General features: G+C 69.6%; 1 protein-coding gene. It reads left to right on the top strand.

Annotated elements, in window-relative coordinates:
- The coding region (locus G7A99_RS23570) for a phosphatase PAP2 family protein (protein WP_163144485.1) at positions 1–225 on the top strand (225 nt) is incomplete at its 5' end.
- Positions 226–631: the final 406 nt, after the last annotated feature.

Raw genomic sequence — 631 nt, 5'->3', positions numbered from 1 at the left:
GACCAGTACAGCTTCCCCTCCGGCCATACCCTGCATGCGGTGGGCTTCACCACCGTGGCGGCGGCCCACTTCCCGGCACTGACCGGGGCGCTCGCCGTGCTTACCGTGCTGATCGCCTGCTCCCGGGTGGTGCTCGGCCTGCACTATCCCACGGATGTCGCCATGGGGGCCGCGATGGGCTACGCCATCGCCCGCGGCGTGCTCGAGGTGCCCGCGGCGTACTGATCCGGCCGCGATCGTTACCGCAGCTCGGCTGCTGACGGCCACCGACATCCTCCGTTTCACGCGGTTTGATGTTGGCTGCCAGGAGCAGCCGACCTACGGGAATTCGCGTAGGTCGTGCGCCGCAGGCGTGCGACATTCCGGCGTGCTCATTGAAGATGTCGCACACAGCACGCGGCCGTGCACGACCTACCGGTCTGCCAGGAGCGGCCAACCCGCGCGGCCTGTCACCGCCCGGGATTCCTGCCGTAGATCGGCTGCTCGAGGCAGCCGACACTCTCCGTTTCGCCGCGTTGGATCTTTGCGGCCTGGGGCGGCCAGCCTACGCCGCCCGCCACGACGCGGATCCGGTGCCGAAGATCGCGCACGAGTTACTGCGCCGGCCCTTGGGCTTGTCGCCGCGCGCGGA

The sequence above is a fragment of the Arhodomonas sp. KWT genome, assembly GCF_010993615.1.
This window is presented reverse-complemented; position numbering and strand designations above follow the sequence as displayed.